The sequence below is a fragment of the Methylomagnum ishizawai genome, from assembly GCF_019670005.1.
In the GTDB taxonomy this organism is placed as follows: domain Bacteria; phylum Pseudomonadota; class Gammaproteobacteria; order Methylococcales; family Methylococcaceae; genus Methylomagnum; species Methylomagnum ishizawai.
The window spans coordinates 3,853,036-3,871,304 of record NZ_AP019783.1 but is presented as its reverse complement, the minus strand read 5'-3'; the positions used below and the strand labels follow the sequence as shown (position 1 = coordinate 3,871,304).

General features: G+C 64.2%; 15 protein-coding genes. 3 read left to right on the top strand and 12 right to left on the bottom strand.

What is annotated here, in order from left to right; genetic code table 11:
- Window positions 1-69 precede the first annotated feature (69 nt).
- Together K5658_RS17520 and K5658_RS17515 are read left to right on the top strand one after the other, a co-directional pair.
- On the top strand, window positions 70-1,737 hold the full coding sequence (locus K5658_RS17520) for an alpha-amylase family glycosyl hydrolase (protein ID WP_221064381.1): 1,668 nt from the start codon (window positions 70-72) through the stop codon (window positions 1,735-1,737).
- Complete coding sequence (locus K5658_RS17515; protein ID WP_221064380.1) at window positions 1,734-4,136, top strand: beta-galactosidase; 2,403 nt, start codon at window positions 1,734-1,736, stop codon at window positions 4,134-4,136. Before K5658_RS17520 ends, K5658_RS17515 begins: the two co-directional genes overlap by 4 nt.
- A 19-nt stretch (window positions 4,137-4,155) precedes the next feature.
- Here K5658_RS17515 and K5658_RS17510 read toward each other — a convergent pair whose 3' ends face one another.
- Window positions 4,156-5,748 carry an OpgD/OpgG family glucan biosynthesis protein gene (locus K5658_RS17510; RefSeq protein ID WP_221064379.1) on the bottom strand — a complete coding sequence of 531 codons (1,593 nt, stop codon included), beginning with the start codon at window positions 5,746-5,748 and terminating at the stop codon, window positions 4,156-4,158.
- Between the two features lie 227 nt (window positions 5,749-5,975).
- Here K5658_RS17510 and K5658_RS17505 point away from each other — a divergent pair, with 227 nt between their 5' ends.
- Window positions 5,976-6,260 carry a hypothetical protein gene (locus tag K5658_RS17505; RefSeq protein ID WP_221064378.1) on the top strand — a complete coding sequence of 95 codons (285 nt, stop codon included), beginning with the start codon at window positions 5,976-5,978 and terminating at the stop codon, window positions 6,258-6,260.
- A 60-nt stretch (window positions 6,261-6,320) separates the two neighbouring features.
- Here K5658_RS17505 and K5658_RS17500 read toward each other — a convergent pair whose 3' ends face one another.
- The 11 genes from K5658_RS17500 to cydP all read right to left on the bottom strand — a co-directional run bounded on the left by K5658_RS17500 (window position 6,321) and on the right by cydP (window position 18,148).
- Window positions 6,321-9,551, bottom strand: coding sequence for an efflux RND transporter permease subunit (locus K5658_RS17500; RefSeq protein ID WP_221064377.1), 3,231 nt, complete (start codon window positions 9,549-9,551; stop codon window positions 6,321-6,323).
- A complete protein-coding gene (locus K5658_RS17495; RefSeq protein ID WP_221064376.1) occupies window positions 9,548-10,633 on the bottom strand; it encodes an efflux RND transporter periplasmic adaptor subunit in 1,086 nt (361 codons plus the stop codon). Before K5658_RS17495 ends, K5658_RS17500 begins: the two co-directional genes overlap by 4 nt.
- Window positions 10,630-11,145 carry a phosphate-starvation-inducible protein PsiE gene (locus tag K5658_RS17490; RefSeq protein WP_221064375.1) on the bottom strand — a complete coding sequence of 172 codons (516 nt, stop codon included), beginning with the start codon at window positions 11,143-11,145 and terminating at the stop codon, window positions 10,630-10,632. Before K5658_RS17490 ends, K5658_RS17495 begins: the two co-directional genes overlap by 4 nt.
- Window positions 11,146-11,298: 153 nt before the next feature.
- Window positions 11,299-11,673, bottom strand: coding sequence for a roadblock/LC7 domain-containing protein (locus K5658_RS17485; RefSeq protein WP_221064374.1), 375 nt, complete (start codon window positions 11,671-11,673; stop codon window positions 11,299-11,301).
- 65 nt (window positions 11,674-11,738) lie between these two features.
- Window positions 11,739-12,074 (bottom strand): CZB domain-containing protein, encoded by a 336-nt coding sequence (locus K5658_RS17480; protein ID WP_221064373.1) that lies wholly within the window; start codon window positions 12,072-12,074, stop codon window positions 11,739-11,741.
- Window positions 12,075-12,203: 129 nt separating this feature from the next.
- Window positions 12,204-13,592 (bottom strand): TolC family protein, encoded by a 1,389-nt coding sequence (locus K5658_RS17475; RefSeq protein WP_246628481.1) that lies wholly within the window; start codon window positions 13,590-13,592, stop codon window positions 12,204-12,206.
- 21 nt (window positions 13,593-13,613) lie between these two features.
- Window positions 13,614-14,891 carry an NAD(P)/FAD-dependent oxidoreductase gene (locus K5658_RS17470; protein WP_221064372.1) on the bottom strand — a complete coding sequence of 426 codons (1,278 nt, stop codon included), beginning with the start codon at window positions 14,889-14,891 and terminating at the stop codon, window positions 13,614-13,616.
- 177 nt (window positions 14,892-15,068) lie between these two features.
- Window positions 15,069-15,212 carry a cytochrome bd-I oxidase subunit CydX gene (gene cydX / locus K5658_RS17465; protein WP_085215526.1) on the bottom strand — a complete coding sequence of 48 codons (144 nt, stop codon included), beginning with the start codon at window positions 15,210-15,212 and terminating at the stop codon, window positions 15,069-15,071.
- A 12-nt stretch (window positions 15,213-15,224) separates the two neighbouring features.
- Entirely contained in the window at window positions 15,225-16,361 is a 1,137-nt protein-coding gene (gene cydB / locus K5658_RS17460; RefSeq protein WP_221064371.1) for a cytochrome d ubiquinol oxidase subunit II, read from the bottom strand.
- 10 nt (window positions 16,362-16,371) lie between these two features.
- Complete coding sequence (locus tag K5658_RS17455; RefSeq protein ID WP_343223269.1) at window positions 16,372-17,955, bottom strand: cytochrome ubiquinol oxidase subunit I; 1,584 nt, start codon at window positions 17,953-17,955, stop codon at window positions 16,372-16,374.
- Window positions 17,942-18,148: a cytochrome oxidase putative small subunit CydP gene (cydP, locus tag K5658_RS17450; protein ID WP_221064370.1), complete on the bottom strand. Its 207-nt coding sequence runs from the start codon at window positions 18,146-18,148 to the stop codon at window positions 17,942-17,944. Before cydP ends, K5658_RS17455 begins: the two co-directional genes overlap by 14 nt.
- Between the last annotated feature and the right edge of the window lie 121 nt (window positions 18,149-18,269).

Below are 18,269 nucleotides of genomic sequence, written 5' to 3'. Positions count from 1 at the left end.
CTCCCGTAATCCTCCGCGCCGGGGCGGGCCGCCCCGGCGGGGTTTCGTCCATTTTGCCGGAGCATCCCCATGGCGGTTTCCCCGCAACCTTTCCAGGCCAGGCCCGCGCCGCCGCCCTGGTGGCAGACCAGCATCCTCTACCATATCTACCCCCGCTCGTTCCGCGACGGCGATGGCGACGGGGTGGGCGATTTGCGCGGCATCTTGCAAGGTTTGGATTATCTCGAAAGCCTCAAGGTCGGCTGCCTGTGGCTGTCGCCGATCTTCCCCTCGCCGATGCGCGATTTCGGCTACGACGTGGCCGATTACACCGGCGTCGATCCCTTGTTCGGCACCCTGGCCGATTTCGACGCGCTGCTGGCCGGGGTCCACGCCCGCGGCCTGAGATTGATCCTGGACCTGGTGCCCAACCACACCTCGGACCGGCATCCCTGGTTTTTGGAAAGCCGGGCCGGCCGCGGCAATCCCAAGCGCGATTGGTATCTCTGGCGCGACCCGGCCCCGGATGGCGGCCCGCCCAATAATTGGATCAGCTTCTTCGGCGGCCCGGCCTGGACCTTCGATCCCGCCACCGGCCAGTACTACCTGCACCAGTTCGATCAAAGCCAGCCCGAACTGAATTACCGCAACCCCCAGGTGTTGCGGGCCATGCTCGATTGCGCGGCGTTCTGGCTGGAACGCGGCGTCGATGGCTTCCGGGTCGATGTGATCTGGCTGCTGATCAAGGATGCGCTGCTGCGCGACGAACCCGTTAATCCCGATTGGGACGGCGTCAATCCCCATGGCCGCTTGCGCCATATCCACACCGCCGACCAGCCCGAGGTCCACGCCATCATCCGCGAATTCCGGGCCTTGTTCGACCGCTACGGCGAACGGGTGATGGTGGGCGAAATCAGCCTCGCCCCGCCCGAACTCATGCCCTATTACGGCCAGAACCTGGACGAATGCCATTTGCCGGTGAATTTCGGCCTGATCTATCTGCCGTGGCGGGCCGACGTGCTGCGGCGGGCCATCGCCGAGTACGAGGCTTCGCTGCCGCCCGGCGCGTGGCCGAACTGGGTCTTGGGCAACCACGACCAGCCCCGCTTGGTGAACCGGGTGGGCCGGGCGCAGGCGCGGGTGGCGCAGATGCTGTTGCTGACCCTGCGCGGCACGCCGACCTGTTATTACGGCGACGAGATCGGCATGGAGAATGGCCGCATCCCGCCGGAAAAAATCCGCGACCCCCAGGCCGTCAACCAGCCCGAGGTCGCCGCGCTCATGGGCCGCGACCCGCAGCGCACGCCGCTACCCTGGGACGATGGCCCGAACGCCGGTTTCGCGCCCGCCGCCGCAGAGCCTTGGCTGCCGCTGGGCGATGATTGCGCCGTCCGCAATGTGCGGACCCAGGACGGCGACCCCGCTTCCGACCTCAATTTCTTCCGGGCCTTGACCGCGCTGCGCCAGGCCACCCCGGCCTTGCTGCTGGGCGATTACCGCGAAGTGCCGGCCGGGGTGGCGGAGGTCTTGGCCTATACCCGCGCGCTGGCCGACGACCGGCTGTTGATCGCGCTCAACCTGGGGAGCGAAAGCCGCCGCCTCGATCTCGGTTTCCTGGCCGGGGAGGGGTGTATATTGCTCGCCACTGGCCTGGACCTCCAGGGCGCGGCGTTGTTGACGCCGCTGGTGCTGGCCCCGAACCAAGGTCTGGTGTTGCGTATCCCGCCCCATCCCTCCTCCCCCAGAGGTGTTCCATGATCGACCTCCGCCATCGCCGCATCTTCATCGCCGGCCGTCCGCGCCTGCTCCTGTGCGGGGAAATCCATTACTTCCGCCTGCCGCGCACGGCGTGGCAGGACCGGCTCGACCAGCTCAAGCGGGCCGGATGCGATACCGTGGCGTCCTATATCCCCTGGCTGTGCCACGAACCGACCGAGGGCCGGATCGATCTTTCGGGCTGGACCCGGCCCGAACTCGACCTTGCCGCCTATATCGACCTGTGCCGCGACAACGGCTTGAACTTCATCGCCCGGCCCGGCCCCTTCGTCATGGCCGAGATGAAGAACGAGGGGCTGCCCTATTGGCTCTATGACAAGCATCCCGAAATCGTCCCCGTGGGCTGGGACGGCCAGCCCGCCACCACCCGCACGGTCGATGTGCTGGCCCCCCATTTCCTGGCCGCGGTGCGGGATTGGTACGCGGCGGTGTTGGTGGTGCTGGTGCCGCGGCTGGGCTCCAGGGGCGGCAATGTCATCGCCCTGCAATTGGATAACGAAGTCGGGATGTTGTCCTGGTGCAGCAACGTCCCCGAGTTGACCGAGCATACCCTGGCCGATTTCGCCGCCTGGCTGGCCCGGTGCTACGAGCCGGATGCCTTGCGCGGGCGCTATCCCTTCGACCTGGGCGATCCCGCCACCCGCGCCGCCGCCCTCCGTTCCCCCGGCGAAGCCTACGCCGCCCAGTTCATGCGCGACCTGGGTCATTACCAGCGCGGGCGCTATGCCCGTTATCTCGCCACCCTGCGCGGTTATGCCGAGGCCGAGGGCGTCAAGGGGATTCCGTTCCTGGTCAATGTCCACGGCACCGGCGGCGGGCGCGGTTTCACCTATCCCATCGGCATCAGCCAGTTGTACGAAGCCTATACCCAGGCATCGGGCTATCTGCCCGGCACCGATCTTTATCTCGGCAACCTCACGCCGGACAACTTCCAGGATTTGTACCTGTGCAATGCCCTGCAGGAAGCCACCCAGACCCGCGACCAGCCCTTGTGTTCGCTGGAATTCGAGTGCGGCGACGGCGATTACGGCCAGATGCAGGGCAACCGCTACGATCCTTCCGCCGTGGATTTGAAAACCCGGATGTGCATCGCCCAGGGCAACCGGCTGCTGAACTATTACCTGTTCGCGGGCGGCACCAATTACCGGCTGGACCCGCCGCCCGGCGACGGCGACGACCGCATCGCTATCACCGGCGAACTGCATGGCGTGGCCGCGCCGGTCAAGGCCGACGGCAGCCTCAGCTACACCTATCCGCGCATGGCCCGCGTCATCCAGACGGTGGCGACCCTGGCCGACAAGCTGGCCGACATGGACGAGGAGCGCGACGGCCTGGCCTATGGCTTCATCCCGGACTACTTCATGACCGAGGCCCAATATCCCAAGAGCGCCATCATGCGCGACATCGCCACCAACTTGCAGGCCAACCGCGCCTATGGCGCTTGGGAAAGCCTGGCGCGGGCGATGCTGCTGGCGGGCTATCGGTTCGGGGCGGTCGATGTGCAGAACCGGCCCCTCGACCCCGTGACCGTGCCGGTGTTGGCCCTGCCTTCCGCCCGCTATATGGACGGGGCCGTGCAGGGCAAGCTGGTGGATTGGCTGGAGGCGGGCGGCGGCTTGCTGCTGTATGGCGAGGTGCCGCTATACGACATGGAGGGCCGGCCCTGCGCGGTCCTGGCCGGGGCGCTGGGCGTGGAACCCTTGGGTACCCGGCAGTCCGGCGAGCGCCATTATCTCTCGCTCTGCGCCGAGGGCTGGGCCGCGCCGCGCCCCGAGGTCCGCACCCATTTCGCCCAGGTGTTCGCGCCGGGGGCGGCGGAACCCTTGTTGCGCCTGCATGGCGGCGGCGAGGTGGCGGCGTTCGAGGCCCAGGTCGGGCTGGGCCGGGCGGTGGTGATCGCGACGGCCTATCCTTGCGATGTCGGGCTGTTCCAAACGGCCTTGGAACGGCTGGGCGCGACCGCCGGCTTGCGCCACGACGGCCCGCCCGGCGGCGTGTTCATGACCTCGATGGCGAACGCGGCGGGCGAAGCCTTCGTCCACGTCCTCAACCTCGATGGCCACGAAAAGGGGTTCCGCCTGTTCCGCGATGGCCGCCGCTTGCTCGGGGGCCGCGAATTGCGCCTGCCGGGCCGGGAAGGACTGATGCTGCCGGTGAACCTGGACCTGGGCGAAGTCCGCATCCGCTACGCCACCGCCGAAGTGGTGGGTTGGGAGGACAAGGCCATCGAATTCCGTTGCCTCCAGCCCGACGCGGTGATCCTGCTGGAAACCACGCGGGAATGTCCGCTGGGCGAAGGCTACACGCTGCACCGCCGGGGGCGGTCCGTGCGCGTGCAGGTCTGGGCCGGGGTGGAGCGGGTGCGGGTGGAATGGCTATGAAGGCATGGCGGGGGCGGGCTCAGCCTCCGGCGGGAGGCCGGAACTGGTACAGCCAAGTCTCGGTCAGGGCGTCGCCATTGCCCCGGATATACAGCCTGAGTTCCACGGGTTCGCTGCCCTGCGGGGTCAGGTCGAAGATGGCCCGCCAGCGCTTGGTGCCGGGAATCGGTTCCATGAAGGCACCGCCGACGGTGCCGCTGGACGTGGAGATGATGGGTTCGGCCTTCACCGTATCGCCCCACAGGGGATCGAGCGCCGCGCCCGCGAATTCCACGCTGAATTTGTACACGCCCTTGGGCCGGGGTTTGCCGGGTTGTCCGCCGCGGCCGATCCGGGTCGCCACGCACCGCGCCACCGCCGCCGGATAGGGTTCGTCGGCCAACCAGTGCAGCCGGTAGCGCAGCCGGTAGGTGTTGCCCGCCTTGGCCGGTTCGGCGGGGCGCCAATAGGCCACGATGTTGTCGTGGATTTCGTCGTCGGTGGGCAGTTCCACCAATTGCACCGCGCCCGCGCCCCAATCCTCCAACGGCTCCACCCACAGGCTGGGCCGCCGCTCGTAGTTCACCCCATCCAGATAATTCTCGAACACCCGGTCGCGCTGTAACAGGCCGAAACCCTTGGGGCTCTTGTCCACGAAGCTGGAAGTGACCGGATAGGGCTGGTTGACCAGGGGCCGCCACAGCCGTTCGCCGCCGCCGGTCCAGATGGCGAGGCCGTCGGAATCGTGGACCTCGGGCCGCCAGTCTTCCAGGCGGCGCTTCTCGGTCTCGCTGAACCAATACATCGAGGTCAAGGGGGCGAAGCCGAGCCGCCCGATGTCCTTGCGTAGGAACAACTGGGCCTCGATATCCTGTACCACGCCCTCGGTGCGCTTGATCGCGAAATGATAGGCCCCGGTCAGGCTGGGACCGTCGAGCAGGGCGTAGACATGGACCGGATCGCCTTCGTTGTCGGTTTCCTCGATGAAGAATTCGGTGAAATCGGGGAATTCCTCCGGCTTGGGTTCGGCGGCGTCGACGATGATGCCGCGGGCCGAGAGCCCGTATTGGTTCAAAGCGCCTATCGCCCGGAAATAGGACGCGCCCAGGAAGGCGATCCAATCCTGGGTGCGCCAGTCCTCGCGGTTGCGGGATTCCTGCAGACGGAAACCGGCGAAGCCGGTCTTGTCGGACAGCTTGTGGGCGATGCTGTCCTTGGGCATGGAGAAATAATCGTTGTTGTAGAGGATTTCCCGCGCCTGGCCGTTTTCCAGGACGTGGATTTTCACCGACTTCTGGAAGAACTGGCCGACATGGAAGAAGGTGGCGGGATACAAGCCCGGCCCCTCGGCGAACAGGGCGGATTCGGTGCGGTAGCGGATTTGGCCCCAGGCTTCGTAGTCGATGTGCTGGACCACCTGGGGCAGGGGCCGGGGCGGCGGGGTGTAGGGTTTTTTCGCCAGCGCCTTGGCGCGTTCGGTCAGGGTTTCATAGGAGAAAACCAAGGCCAGGCCCAGGCGCAGGGCGGCGCTCGGGGCCGCGAGGGCGGTACGGACCGGGCCGGGCACGAGTCCGGCCAGGGCCAGGAGGGTGGTGTCGCGGAGGAAGTCACGGCGGCTGATGGGGGCTTTCATGGATGTTTCGGAGCGTCATCAGTGGGGCAGGGAGGCGGTATGGTACATGGAAAAATGGCGGGGGTTCCATGCGGAGTCCGGTTTCCCGCGCCCTGGTCGGTCTCGGGATCCGTGGCGGGCGGTTCCGATATGGCTTACGATGGCGGGCCATCCCGGGGGCGTTGTCCGCCCTGTGGCGATGTGGATCGTTGCGTCCATCACTTGCGAATCATCAAGGGAGTTTTGCCATGAAAGCCCTATTCATCCTCGCCCTGGCCCTGATCGCCTCGAACGTCCACGCCGGTTGCGCCCGCACCGCGACGGGCAAGGTCGTGTGCGGCAACGGCGACGAGTCCGCCAGCTACAACCCCAACACCGGCGTCGCCCGCAAATCGGAGGTGAATGCCAACGGCGTGCGGACCTACGAGAGCAGCACCGGGGCCGAGGCCAAGACCAAGAACGGCATGGGCGTCTACCGTGCGCCCAGCGGGAAGACTTGCGTGAAGGGGCGGTATAACCAGGGGTGTAATTGAGGGTGTGGAATCCGGGGCGACCGTGTCGGTGGGCCCGGATTCCGGTTCGCTGTTCCGGCCTTAAGCCTTCCGGTTAATCAGGAAATACACCACCGGCACCACGTACAGCGAAAACGCCGTGGACGCGAAGATGCCGAAGATGAAGCTCCAGGCCAGCCCGGAGAAGATGGGGTCCAGGGTGATGACGAAGGAGCCGAACATCGCCGCCCCGGCGGTCAGGAAGATGGGCCGCATCCTCGTCGCTCCGGCTTCGATCAAGGCTTCGTTCAAAGTCGCGCCCGCCTCCCGGAGCTTGCCGATGAAGTCGATCAGGATGATCGAATTGCGCACCACGATCCCGGCCAGGGCGATCATGCCGATCATGGCGGTGGCGGTGAACAGGATCGGATTCCCGAAACCGGCCACGGGTTCGGCGAACAGCATATTCAAGAGGGTGAAGCCCGGCATGATGCCGATGACGGTCAAGGGAATCGCCACCATAATGATGAGTGGCAGCCCCAGGGAACCCGTCTGCGCCACCAGCAACACGTAGATCATCAGCAAGGCTCCGCCAAAGGCCAGCCCCAAATCGCGGAACACATCGACCGTGATCTTCCATTCGCCTTCGCCCGCCAAGTCCACCGTATAGCCTTCCGGCAGCGGTTTTTTCTCCAGCACCTTGCCCCAGTCCAGCACCGCTTCCACCGGCTCGTTCCCGGCCAATTCGGCGGTGACGTAGTTCAGGCGCTTGAGGTTCTTGTGGTAGATCGTGAGATCGGCGGGTTCCTCGACCGCCGCGCCGATTTCGCCCAGCGGAATCAGCGAACCATCCAGCCCCTTGACCCGCAGCGTGCCCAGGTCGGCGATGCGCGAGCGTTCGGCGCGGGGCATCCGCAGGGTGATTTCCAAGGGCTGGCGTTCGCTCGGCGCATGCACGGTGCCGATGGCGACGCCTTCCAGCGCGGCGCGGAGCGTCTCCGCCACCTCGGCCACGGTGACGCCGTGCAGCGCGGCTTGTTCGCGGTCCAGCCGGTAATGCACCACCGTTTGCGGCTCGTCCACGTAGTCATCGACATCGACGATCCCCGACAGCCCCGCCACGTCTTCCCGCACCCGTTCGGTGACGTGGGCCAGTTCGGCGTAGTCGCGGTCCAAGGGGCCGTAGACCTCGGCCACGAAGGTCGAAAGCACTGGCGGGCCGGGCGGGGTTTCGACGATTTTCAGGCGTGCGCCGTGGGCTTGGGCGATGCGTTCGATATCTGGGCGGATGCGCAGGGCGATCTCGTGCGATTGCTGCTCGCGGCTGTGCTGGGGCAGGAGGTTGATGCGGATTTCGCCCTGGTGCGGTTCCTTGCGCAGGTAGTAATGCCGCACCATGCCGTTGAAATCCATGGGCGAGGCTTCGCCGACATAGGTCTCGAAATCGGTGACTTCGTTGACGCGGGCGAGATAAGCCCCGAGGTCGCGGGCGGTGGCGTCGGTATCTTCCAAGGTCGAACCCCGCGGCAGGTCGATGACGATTTGCAGTTCGTTCTTGTTGTCGAAGGGCAGCAGTTTCAAGGGCACGATCCGCACCACCGCCAGCATGGCCGAGGCCACGAAGGCGATGAATACCACCCACAGGAACAGCTTGGCTTTGCCGGGCGCGTTCAGCATCGCGCCCAGGGTGCGGTCGTAGAAGCGGTAAAGCCCGGTGCTTTTGAGATCGAAAGCGTGTTCCCCGGTGCCGTATTCGCTCTTGAGCAGGTAATAGCTGGCCCAGGGCGTCACCGTGAACGCCACCAGCAACGACACCAACATCGCCACCGGCACGTTGAACGCCATCGGTCCCATGTACGGTCCCATCATGCCGGTGATGAAGAACATCGGCAGGAACGACACGATCACGGTGAAGGTGGCGAAGATGGTCGGGGGCCGCACTTCGTCCACGGCCATGAGGGTGGCTTCGAGGGCGTCGGGACCGCTCTTGAGCTTGAAATGGCGGAAGATGTTTTCCACGTCCACGATGGGGTCGTCGACCAACAGCCCCAGCGACAGGATCAAGGCGAACAAGGTCACGCGGTTGATGGTGTAGCCGAAGACCAAATCGCACAGCAAGGTCAGGCCCAAGGTCATCGGCACGGCCAGGGCGACGATGAACGCCTCTTTCGGCCCCAGCGCGAAGGCCAGCAGCACGATGATGGTGACGATGGCGATGAACAGATGCTTCACCAGCTCGTTGACCTTGTGGTTGGAGGTTTCGCCTTGGTTGCGGGTGAGGGTGACGGTCACGTCCTCGGGGATCAGGGTGCCGTAGAGGCTCCGCGCGGTTTCGACCGTCTGTTCGGCCACGGCGACGGCGTTCGCGCCCTTGCGCTTGGCGATGGCGAGGGTGACGGCTGGGCGTTCCTCGCCGGGTTTGGCGGTGGCTTCCGGGACGATGGCGCGGCTTTCCGCCGCCGCCGGGCCGAAACCGATGCGGGTGTAATTCTCGGCCTCGCCGGGGCCGTCCTCGATCCGGGCCACGTCGCGCAGATAGACCAACTTGCCCTCCTGCCCGGCGATGGGGGTCGCGGCCACTTCCTCGGCGCTCACGAACAAGGGACCGGCTTCCAGTCGCACCGAGCGGTTGCCCTGCTCGAAGCGGCCCGCCGCGATGTTCACATTGGCGGCTTTCAAGGCCCGCAGCAGGTCGAGCAGGGCGACGTCGTGCGCGGCCAGCTTGGCGGCGTCGGGATAGACCAGGACTTGGCGCGGTTCGCCGCCGACCACGGTGATCTTCCCGGTGTCGTCCACCCGCGCCAGCTTGTCCTTCATCTCGTCGGCCAAGCGCCTGAGGGCCGCGCCGTCATAGGCCGCTTCCGGCGAGGACAGCGTCAGCGTGACGATGGGCACATCGTCGATTTCCACCGGCTTCACGGTCCAGTTCGCGACCACGGGCGGGATGCGGTCCTGGTTGGACATCAGCTTGTTCCAAACCTTGACCAGGCTGTCCTCGCGGTCCTCGCCCACGTAGAAGCGCACCGTGACCAAGGCTTCGTTCTCGCGCGAGGCGGAATAGACGTATTCCACGCCATCGACTTCCCGCAACATCGATTCCAGCGGGGTCGAAACCAGCTTTTCCACCTCCTCGGCGGAAGCGCCCGGCACCGAAATCATCACATCGGCCACCGGCACCACGATTTGCGGCTCCTCCTCGCGCGGCGTCAGCATCAGGGCGGCGGCCCCGGCGATGAACGAAGCCAACAGCAGCAGCAAGGACAGCTTGGAGGTGACGAAGACTTCGACGATGCGGGTGGTCAGGCTGCGTTCGGCGTGATGTGCCCGGCTCATGGCTGTCCTCCGGTGAGTTGCACGGTGTCGCCTTCCTTGAGTCCCGAGAGGATTTCCACCTGGCCGTCGTAATGCTTGCCGGTGCGGACATGGCGCAACCGGGCTTGGCCGTCCACCACCAGGCGCACGCTCTCCAACTGGCCGATGCGGCTCACGGCGGTATCCGGTACCAGCAGCACCTCGTTCTGGCCGCAGGTTTGGTAAAGCCAACCGAACGCGCCCGGTTGCACGCCGGAATCTTCCGGCAACCGCGCTTTCACCAGCACGGTGCGGGTCTTGGGATCGGCGGAGGGTTGGATTTCATCGACCACCGCCCGGAATTCGCCCTCTGGATTGGCGATCTTGGCCTTGAGTTCCGCGCCGGGTTTCACCAACCCGGCGCAGTTGGCCGGGATGGCGCTCTCGATGCGGAGTTGCCGCGATTGCTGCAAGGTCAGCACCGAACCGCCGGGCAGGGCCATGTCGCCCGGTTCCTGGTCGCGTTTGACCACCGCGCCATCGAACGGCGCTTTCAACACGGTTTCCCCGAGGCGCGATTCGGTCTCGCGGATGGCGTCGCGGGCCGCGACCACGCGGGCTTCGCCGGCCTTGGCCGCCGCCTGGGCCGCGTCCAAATCCTGCCGGGTCGCGGCTTCCTTGGCGTATAGGCTTTGCAGGCGCTGGGCATCGGTGCGGGCGCGTCCGGCTTCGGCCTCGGCGGCGGTCAGGGCGGCGCGGGCCTGTCCCAGCCGGGCTTGGATTTCGCTATCGTCGAGCCGGGCCAGCACTTGGCCGCGCTTCACCTTGTCGCCGGTCCTGACCGTGATTTCCAGGATGCGGCCCGGCAGCTTGGGCGCGACCTGGGCCACGGTCTTGGCGCTGACCGTGCCGGGCCAGGCGAACACCTCGTCCTCGACCCGGCGCGTGACCTGGGCGGTGGGACCGATGGCGGCGCTGGTGTCGGCATGGGCGGCGCTTAGGCCGGGCGGCACCTTGTCCTCGAACCCGCCCTGCATCCACATGAGCAGGAAGATCAAACCGGCCACGGATAGCCCGGCGTACAAGGGTTTCAATCCAGAAGATTCGGAAGTGGCGTGGGTCATGGCGGTGCCTTGTGAATAGTGTCCTGTGGATAAGCATCGCGGCAGTCCGGGATTCCGTGCGGACTTTCCAGGGGGCCGGGCGCTCGGCGCGGGGCCGGTTCGTCTTCCGGGCAGCCATATCGCTTGCCGGTATACGAAAGTATGAACACGGCGGCGCTCAGCATCGCGATAGCCCCGGTGATGCTCAACAGCAGGTAGATATGGAAATTATCGGAAACCTTTTGCACATCGATCACCAAATGCCGGGATAAGGCGGTGATGGCGATATAAATCAGGAATTGCACCGGCAGGCGGCGGGTTTTGAAATAAATCCCGACCATCGCGCCCAATTCCAGATAGATGAACAGCAGGAGGATATCTTCCAAAGTGGCGTGCCCGGCGGCCATCATCTTGAGATAATCATGCACGCCGGACCAAACGATGGTCGCGCCGATGCCGAATAGCGCCGTGTAATGGAAGATATCGACCAGGATATCCCCGGTGCGCTCGATGAGTTGGAATTTGCCTTTCATCCAGCCATGCTCGGTTTTTGCGGTTTCCCATGTCGTGCCAGGGCGTGTTCACATTGCCGTAGGGTGGGCGCGTATTGCGTGCCCACCGGGATGGCCCGGAAGCGGTGGGCATGGGGAGATGCCCACCCGCCGGACTTGGGGCGCGATCCGGGTTCAGGCGGTGCCGGCCGCGTGTATCCGGTGGACCGCCCGGCCCATCTCGGCGAACACCGGCTCTAGCGCGGCCCCAGGCTTGGCCAGCGCGGTGAGTATCAAATCCTGGGAAGCGGGGACGGCCAGCAAATAACCCGACCGGCTTTTCACCATGATCCGCTCGAAATCCCCCCCGACGAAGCGCTCCATCGCCCGGTGCCCCAGGTGGAACAAAGCTGCGCTGAAGGCGCTGATTTCATCATGGTCGAAATCCAGGGGCGGGGTGCCGGCCAGGGTGATCGCCGAGCCATCCTCCGAGACTATCGCCGAGGCGGCGATATCGGAGGCGGCGGTATTGAGCTGGGACAGGATGTCCGAAAGCGGCTGGGTATGCATGGGGTTGCTCCTCGGTGGTATGAAAAGGCGCGTATTGACTTTGCGCGGTCCTGTGGCTTGGGGCTTCAGTCCTTCATTTTTTCCAGTTTGTCGAGCATATTGATGAGCCGGGACGAGTAATACCAAGCATCCTGTTTGGATTGTTCCATGTTGGGGTCTTCGGGATGGATATGCTGGGCGGAATCGTGGAATTTGATATGGATTTGCTCCATGGCTTCGATCAAATCGCGCTTGGCTTCAGAATATCCATCGATATTGGGTTTTATATCTTGGTAAAACATTTTTCCGAAGGCGCACTCGGTGGGTTTTTTGTGGGCGAAGACCGTGTTGTGCTTGATGCTTTTCTCCACGCCCTTGATATAAAGGATGTGCTGGATCATGTAGTCGGAAAAATTAGCCATGGTTGTTTTCCCGTAGGTTTTTCTGGGTTGTTGTTATAGGTTTTTGTCGTCGCCTCCCCAGAGCCGCCGGTGTTGGCGACCGGGGGGATCGGGGAAGCCGGGGCCATTTCCCCACACGCCGCGCGGCGGTTAGCGCCAGTGTCCCAGCGCCCGCCGCAGTTGCGCTTCCGCCACCCTGGTTTCATAGCGGGCGAGGATGGCCCGCAAGGCCGCGTTGGCGTGGTCGGTTTCGGCTTCCAGATAACGGGTCACGGTGGCGGTGCCGCCTTGGTATTGCTCATGCACCAGACGCAGGGCTTCTTCGGCGGAATCGGCCCCGGCTTCGGCCACTTTCAGGCGTTGCAGGGTTTCGTTCAGGGTGAGGTGGGCTTGGCGCAGTTCGTCTTCGATTTCCAGGCGGGTGCGTTCCTGTATCGCCTGGGCTTCCACGATCCGCCGTTCCGCCGCCTGTATCCGTGCCGCGACCGCCCCGCCCGAGAACACGTCCACCTCGGCGCTCAGGCCGATGCTGCCGTTGTCGTTGTTGAAGGTGAAATCGCCGGGGGAACGGCTGTTTTGGCCATAGGAAGCGTAGGCATCGACGCGGGGCCGGTGGGCACCCTGGGCGGCTTCCAATTCCTGCTCGCGGATTTGCACTTGCCGCGCCGCCGCTTGCATTTCGGGGCGTTGGTTCAAGGCTTCGTCCAGCAGTTTCCCGAAGTTGGGTTCGGGGTGGGGAAGCCCTGGGTCGATTTCGCGGAATTCCGGCATCTCGCCCGAACCCAACAGGGTTTTCAGGGCCGAACGCGAGAGTTCCATGGCGTTCTTGGCCTTGAGTTCGGATTCGTAGGCTTCGGTGGCCCGGACTTCCAGCGACAGCACATCGGCCTTGAGCGCCATGCCCTCGGCCACGCGGGCGCGGGTGTGTTCGAGCGCCTTGGCGACGGTCTCGACCGAACGATGCGCCACTTCCGCTTGTTTGGGCGCGGATAGTACGGCGTAATAGGCCGCCGTCACCGCCGCCGCCAAGCGGTTCCTGAGGGCCGAGCGTTCCAGTTCGGCGGCTTCGACGCCCAGTTCGGCGGCTTTCTTGAGCGCGGCGTCCTGGCCGCCCCGGTACAGGTTCATGGCACCCACCACTTCGGGCCGGAAGTTCGAGACCCAGCCCGGTTGGTTGATGTTCATGCCGAAATTGAAGCGGCGCTGGGCCACGATGCTGGAAAAGGCCAGGGCCGGATTGTTGGAGTACGCGTAGTCCATCCGCGCCGTGACCTTGGGGTAGAAGGCGGCTTCGGCTTCCACCACCCGCGCCTCGGCCTCGCCGATCCTGGCGGCGGCGGCGGCGAGGTCGGGGTTTTGCGCGAAGGCGAGGTCGATGGCTTCGTCCACGTCCAGGGGCCGGGCGCGGTTTTTTTCCAAAGGCCGCGCCGAAGGTAGGGCGGGCGTCCCGGCCCAGGCCGGAAACGCGACCGCCAGCCATGGAATGAGCAGGCATATCCGCCAGTGCATCGCGATACCCCCGTGTTTATGGTTCGCCATACGGTCCCGCCCTTGCCCGGCTCAGTGCGGCGATTTCAGGCGCATGATGCCGATGAACTTGAGCATCATCCGTTCGTAGAACGGTTCGCTCACGCCCTTCTTGATCTTGCGCATGAAATAGAACTCGAAGGCGATCTTCATCCAGTGGACCCACTTGCCTTTGCCGGCCCAGGTCACGTTGCGCGGCGGAATCTGTGGCTTGGCCAGGAAGGCCACGCCGCTATCGCCGAGGTCGGCGAGGCAGAGCGCGTTCCAGGTGCCCTTGTGGCTGGGGGCCTTGCCTTGCAGTTCGTCGTGGATGTTATGCGCGGTCGCCGTCACCATGGATTCGATCATATAGCCGGTCTTGGGCGCGCCGGTCGGGACCGGGGTGGCTTCCACCGGCGGAATCGCGACGCACACGCCCACCGAATAGATGTTTTTGAAGTTGGGGTTGCGCTGGTATTCGTCGATCAGCACGAAGCCGCGCGGATTCACCAAACCCTCGACCCCGAACACCGCGTCGATGCCCTTGAACGCCGGGATCATCATGGTGTGCTTGAACGGCAGTTCGTGTTTCTTTTTCTCCTGGCCGTTGTCATCGACTTCGGTGACGAACATCTTGCCTTGTTCGATCTTGTCCACCTTGGCGTTGGTGATCCATTTGATGTGGTGCTGGCGCAGCTCGCTTTCCAACATGCCCTTGGTGTCGCCCACGCCGCCTAGCCCTAAATGGCCGATATACGGCTCGGAGGTCACGAAGGTGATTTGCACCTTGTCGCGGATTTGGCGCTTCCTGAGGTCGGAATTGGCGATGAACAGGTATTCATAGGCCGGGCCGAAGCAGGACGCGCCCTGCATGGAGCCGACGATGATGGGGCCGGGGTCCTTGACGAAGCCGTCCCAGAAATGGCCGGCTTCCGCCGCGTGGTCCACATGGCAGACCGATTGGGTGAAACCTTCCGGGCCGAAGCCGGGCACCGCCTCGAAATCCAGTTTGGGGCCGGTGGCGATGACGAGATAGTCGTAATTGACGGAAGCGCCGTCGGCCAGTTCCACCCGGTTTTCGCTGGGATGGACGCGGGTGGCTTTCTGCTGGATGAATTCGATATCCCGCTTCTTGAACACCGGGGCCAGCGGAATCTTGATCTGGTCCGGGGTGCGCCACTTCACCGCCACCCAGGGGTTGGAAGGCACGAAATGGAAGGTGGGGCTGTCGGAAATCACCGTGACCTGGTGGTTCTTGCCCACCAGTTCCTTCATTTCCAAAGCCATGGGGACGCCGCCGATGCCGGCGCCTAAGACTACGATGCGAGCCATAATCTACCTCTGTCGTGGTTGTCGGTAAGGAAAGGTGTCGCCGATTCGTCCCTGGGCCGACGCGCCGCGCCGCAACCGCCGTGGGTCGCACGGTAGGCTGGGGCGCTTCATCCTGGTTGTTCGGAAAATCCCTGAAAACCCTGGGGGTTATCGTTCAGGATAGTCGTTGTCGGTGCGTCATGTCCGGCGGCGCGGCACGCATTCCGGTTCGCCCTCGCCGCCGCAATGGTCCATATCGCATTCCGCTTCCAGCCACATGGCGTTGATGATGCCGAAGGCGCAGGCCAGTCCGACGCCCAGGATCCAAGTGAAGTACCACATGTTCGCGTCCTCTCAATAAAGCGTGTGCTGGTCTTTCAGCACGGTTTCCGGGGTCACGCTGCCCCACAGCACCTTGTAGACCCAGCGGGTGTAGGCCAGCACGATGGGCAGGAACACCACCGTGATCCAGAACGCCAGGGCCAGGGTGAACTGGCTGGAACTCGCGTCCCAGATCGAAAGGCTATGGCTGGGGTTGGTGGTCGAGATCAGCAGGAACGGGAACAGCCCGAAGCCCAGCGACAGCAAAATCCCGGCGATGCCCAGCCCGCTGAACACGAAGGCGGCAGAGGAGGTATGTTCCAGCGCCAAGCGCCACGCCGCGAACAGGGCACCGAACCCCAGCATCGGGGCCAGCAACATCCAGGGATGGGTGAAGAACTGGCCCATCCAGCCCGCGTTCATGACCACGGTTTTATTCAGCGGATTGGACGGCCCGGCGGTCCCGGCGGACTGGGTGATTTCCGGCAGGCTCATCCCCAGCGCGGTCCACACGGCGATCAAACCGACCACGCCCAGGACCACCGGACCCAACACCTTCACCACCGCCAAGGCGCGGAGATAAAGCACGCCCTCGGTGCGCCACTTGAGATAGATCGCGCCATGGAACAGGCAGATCAGCAAGGAAGCCACGCCGCACAGCAAGGCGAACGGGTTCAACAAGGCGAAGAAGCTGCCGTCGTAGTAGGGCCGCAAATCCGGGTCGAAATGGAAGGGCAAGCCCTGCACCAGATTCCCGACCAGCACGCCCAGGAGGATGGGCGGCACCGCCCCGCCGATGAACAACCCCCAATCCCAGGCATTGCGCCAAATGGGGTTTTCCAGCTTGCTGCGGTAGTCGAAACCGGCGGGCCGGAAGAACAGGGCGAACAACACCAGCAGCATCGCCACATACAGCCCCGAGAACAGGGTGGCGTAGACCGTGGGCCACACCGCGAACAAGGCGCCGCCCAACAAAATCAGCCAGACCTGGTTGCCTTCCCAGGTGCCGCCCACGGTGTTGATGATGGCGCGGCGTTCCGGGTCGGTCTTGCCCAGGAAGGGCAGCAGGGCGCAGATGCCGAAATCGAAGCCCGAAGTCAGCACGAAGGCGATGATGACGACGCCGGTGAACAGCCACCAGATGAAGCGCAAGGTTTCATAGTCGAACATGGCGGAATCCTCAGTGGGCCAGGGGCGCGGCGCTGGCCGGTGCCTGCGCCTCGAAATGATATTTCCCGGTATGCAGGCTGCTCGGTCCCAGCCGGGCGTACTTGAACATCAGGTACAACTCGATCACCAGCAGGGTGGTATAGAAGAACAGGAAGCCCGCGATGCCGAACCAGAGTTGATCCGTACCGATATTCGAGGCCGAGAGATGGGTCGGCAGCACGCCGGAGATGGTCCAGGGCTGGCGGCCATATTCCGCCACGAACCAGCCGGTTTCGGCGGCGATCCAGGGCAGGGGGATGCCCCACAGCGCCATCTTCAACAACCAGCGTTTCTGGTCCGCCACGCGGGTCGCGCAGTAGTAGAAGGCCGCGCCGAAGATGAACAACAGGGTGAAGCCTGCTGCCACCATGATGCGGAAGGTCCAGAACAAGGGCGCCACCCTGGGAATGGTGTCGTTGGCGGCTTTTTGGATCATGTCCTCGGTGGCTTGGGCCGGGTCGGCGGTATAGCGCTTGAGCAACAGGCCATAGCCCAGGTCCGCCTTGTGCTGGTCGAAGCTGGCTTTCACGGCTTCGCTCTGATCGCCGCCGCGCAGCTTCTGCAATTCGCCGTAGGCGACCCTGCCGCTACGGATGCGCTTGGCGCTGTCGGCCCGCAAATCCTTCAAGCCTTTCACCTCCTCGTCGATGGAGCGGGTGGCGATCAAGCCCAGCACATAGGGAATCTTGAGGGCGAAATGGGTTTGTTCCTGTTCCTGGTCCGGGAAGCCGATCACGGTGAAACTGGCGGGTGGCTGATGGGTGTCCCACTCGGCCTCGATGGCGGCCAGTTTGATCTTCTGGGTTTCGCCTTCGGTATAGCCGCTCTCGTCGCCCAGCACGATCACCGATAATACCGACGCCAGCCCGAACCCCGCCGCGATGGAAAAAGAACGGCGGGCGAAACCCAAATCCCGCCGTTGCAGCAGGTACCAGGAACTGATCCCCAGCACGAACATGGAGCCGGTCACATAGCCCGCCGCCACGGTGTGGACGAATTTCACCTGGGCCACCGGGTTGAAGAACACCTCGGCGAACGAGGCCATTTCCATCCGCAGGGTTTCGTAGTTGAACTCGGAACCCACCGGATATTGCATCCAACCATTGGCGATCAGAATCCACAGCGCCGAGAAGCTGGTGCCGAACGCCACCAGCCAGGTCACGGCCAGATGCTGCACCTGGGTGAGCCGGTCCCAGCCGAAGAAGAACAGGCCGACCAGGGTCGATTCCAGGAAGAAGGCCATCCAGCCTTCCGAAGCCAGGATCGGCCCGAAAATATCGCCGACATAATGCGAGTAATAGGCCCAATTGGTGCCGAACTGGAATTCCAGGGTGATGCCGGTGGTGACGCCCATCGCGAAATTGATGGCGAACAGCTTGCCCCAGAACTTGGTCATGTCCTTGTAGACCGGCTTGCCGGTCATGACGTAGACCGATTCCATGATGGCGAGGATGAAGCTCAGCCCCAGGGTCAGGGGCACGAACAGGAAGTGATACATGGCGGTGAGGCCGAATTGCAGCCTCGACAGGTTGACGATTTCTTCACCGGAAATCATGGGGTTTCTCCTGGTGTGGGGAAGAAGGGGGACCGGGCTGGAATAGGTCCGCCACATCGGGCTTGGCCGCTCCCGGTTGCGGCCTGAACACCGCCCACCACAGGGCCATGAGCAGCAAGACCTTGACGCCTAGAGCGTAGGCGATTTCCCGTCCCAGGCGGGGGCGCGTCGTTTTTCTGTGTGGATTCGGCATGGCGCTACCTCTTGGGGATGACGGATCGCGGGTCTTGTGGCTGCCGTGGTCCCCTGAAAAGGCCATCCCTGGCTGAGGGGGGAATCATCACGACTCCGTGTCGCGACGCGGTGCGCCGAGA